2 rRNA genes are annotated in these 3,357 nt (G+C 54.8%); both read right to left on the reverse strand.

The features are described from left to right. Positions 1-1,266, reverse strand: a 23S ribosomal RNA gene (locus tag HMPREF3175_RS05070); the annotation flags it as partial. Positions 1,267-1,779: 513 nt separating this feature from the next. Further along, positions 1,780-3,309, reverse strand: a 16S ribosomal RNA gene (locus HMPREF3175_RS05075). Positions 3,310-3,357 lie beyond the last annotated feature (48 nt).

Consider the following 3,357-nt stretch of genomic DNA (forward strand, 5'->3'; position numbering starts at 1 on the left):
AAAGTATGGAGTGACACAGCTTCGGCGGTGTACTTGAGCCCCGCTACATTGTCGGCGCGGAATCACTTGACCAGTGAGCTATTACGCACTCTTTCAAGGGTGGCTGCTTCTAAGCCAACCTCCTGGTTGTCTCAGCAACTCCACATCCTTTCCCACTTAGCACACGCTTAGGGGCCTTAGCTGATGTTCTGGGCTGTTTCCCTCTCGACTCATGAAGCTTATCCCTCACAGTCTCACTGCTACGCTCTCACTTCACCGCATTCGGAGTTTGGTTGACGTCAGTAACCTTGTAGGGCCCATCAGCCATCCAGTAGCTCTACCACGGTAAAGAAACACGTAACGCTGCACCTAAATGCATTTCGGGGAGAACCAGCTATCACGGAGTTTGATTGGCCTTTCACCCCTACCCACAGCTCATCCCCCCAGTTTTCAACCTAGGTGGGTTCGGTCCTCCACGTGCTCTTACACACGCTTCAACCTGGCCATGGGTAGATCACCCCGCTTCGGGTCTAGACCGTGCCACTACAACGCCCTATTCAGACTCGCTTTCGCTACGACTACCCCACACGGGTTAACCTCGCGACACAGCACTAACTCGCAGGCTCATTCTTCAAAAGGCACGCCATCACCCCACAAAAAAGGGCTTTGACGGTTTGTAAGCGCATGGTTTCAGGCACTATTTCACTCCCCTCCCGGGGTACTTTTCACCATTCCCTCACGGTACTGATCCGCTATCGGTCATCAGGTAGTATTCAGGCTTACCAGGTGGTCCTGGCAGATTCACACGAGATTCCACGAGCCCCGTGCTACTCGGGTCATACGATCTAGCGGCGGAACATAATACGACTACGGGACTCACACCCTCTACGGTGCAGCACTCACACTGCTTCGTCTCCACGCCCGCACCTCACCAGCCAGCCACGGCAGTAACTGGACACATACACCCACAACCCCCGCACCGCAACCCCTGCCGGGTATCACACGATACAGGTTTAGCCCCATCCGCGTTCGCTCGCCACTACTAACGGAATCACTATTGTTTTCTCTTCCTAAGGGTACTGAGATGTTTCACTTCCCCTCGTTCCCCCCATAACACCTATATATTCAGTGTCAGGTCACACACCTCACAGCATGCGGGGTTCCCCCATTCGGACATCCTGGGATCACCGTCCGGTTATCAACTCCCCCAGGCTTATCGCAGATTCCCACGTCCTTCATCGGCTCCTGATGCCAAGGCATCCACCATACGCTCTCAACAACTTACACACACATATGCAAACCATTGATTCATGAGCAACAAACACAACCCACACAACCAACAAACCAACCAAAAAGAAAAGGCCGGGCTGATTGTGTTGGGTTGAGAAAATCACATACATGAAAACAACACCCACTAGGGGTGTCATCCTCACAAGATGCTCGCGTCCACTATGCAGTAACCAAACAACAACCCCACGCCCACCAACCACACCAGAAACACCAGTCAAAGAACCAGCGCACACAGTAGCGTGTTGTATTAGGTCGGGGACACACTAGAGAAACAACCACACCAAACACACGAACACAAAATATGCCCGCTGCGTACCTGGTGGTTTGTTGCTCCAGGACCCAACAATGCACCAAGACCCACACACCCCCAAGAGGGAGTGCGTGGTTTTGTTGATATTCCACCCATGAGCATGGCACCTGTCAACACCCGTGACAGCAGCACCATCTATTCTCTGACACCACCAAACCAACACAAACCAGTGTGTGGTTGTGGTGTTGAGTGCTCCTTAGAAAGGAGGTGATCCAGCCGCACCTTCCGGTACGGCTACCTTGTTACGACTTAGTCCCAATCGCCAGTCCCACCTTCGACGGCTCCCCCCACAAGGGTTAGGCCACCGGCTTCGGGTGTTACCAACTTTCGTGACTTGACGGGCGGTGTGTACAAGGCCCGGGAACGTATTCACCGCAGCGTTGCTGATCTGCGATTACTAGCGACTCCGACTTCATGGGGTCGAGTTGCAGACCCCAATCCGAACTGAGACCGGCTTTTTGGGATTAGCTCCACCTCACAGTATCGCAACCCATTGTACCGGCCATTGTAGCATGCGTGAAGCCCAAGACATAAGGGGCATGATGATTTGACGTCATCCCCACCTTCCTCCGAGTTGACCCCGGCAGTCTCCCATGAGTCCCCACCATCACGTGCTGGCAACATAGAACGAGGGTTGCGCTCGTTGCGGGACTTAACCCAACATCTCACGACACGAGCTGACGACAACCATGCACCACCTGTGAACCAGCCCCGAGGGGAAAACACATCTCTGCGCCGATCCGGTCCATGTCAAGCCTTGGTAAGGTTCTTCGCGTTGCATCGAATTAATCCGCATGCTCCGCCGCTTGTGCGGGCCCCCGTCAATTCCTTTGAGTTTTAGCCTTGCGGCCGTACTCCCCAGGCGGGGCACTTAATGCGTTAGCTACGGCGCGGAAAACGTGGAATGTCCCCCACACCTAGTGCCCAACGTTTACGGCATGGACTACCAGGGTATCTAATCCTGTTTGCTCCCCATGCTTTCGCTCCTCAGCGTCAGTAACAGCCCAGAGACCTGCCTTCGCCATCGGTGTTCCTCCTGATATCTGCGCATTCCACCGCTACACCAGGAATTCCAGTCTCCCCTACTGCACTCTAGCCTGCCCGTACCCACTGCACACCCGGAGTTAAGCCCCGGGCTTTCACAGCAGACGCGACAAACCGCCTACGAGCTCTTTACGCCCAATAATTCCGGATAACGCTTGCGCCCTACGTATTACCGCGGCTGCTGGCACGTAGTTAGCCGGCGCTTCTTCTGCAGGTACCGTCACCCCAAAGGGCTGCTTCCCTACTGAAAGAGGTTTACAACCCGAAGGCCGTCATCCCTCACGCGGCGTCGCTGCATCAGGCTTGCGCCCATTGTGCAATATTCCCCACTGCTGCCTCCCGTAGGAGTCTGGGCCGTGTCTCAGTCCCAGTGTGGCCGGTCACCCTCTCAGGCCGGCTACCCGTCGTCGTCTTGGTAGGCCATTACCCCACCAACAAACTGATAGGCCGCGAGTCCATCCCCAACCGATAAATCTTTCCACCCCCCACCATGCGGTAAGGAGTCATATCCAGTATTAGACCCAGTTTCCCGGGCTTATCCCGAAGTCAAGGGCAGGTTACTCACGTGTTACTCACCCGTTCGCCACTCATCCACCCAGTGCAAGCACCAGGCTTCAGCGTTCGACTTGCATGTGTTAAGCACGCCGCCAGCGTTCATCCTGAGCCAGGATCAAACTCTCCGCAAAAAACATAAAAACAGATGCTACAAAGCGGACAACCACACCCCACAAAAA

The organism is Arthrobacter sp. HMSC08H08 (assembly GCF_001807575.1).
Taxonomy (GTDB): Bacteria; Actinomycetota; Actinomycetes; order Actinomycetales; family Micrococcaceae; genus Pseudoglutamicibacter; species Pseudoglutamicibacter albus.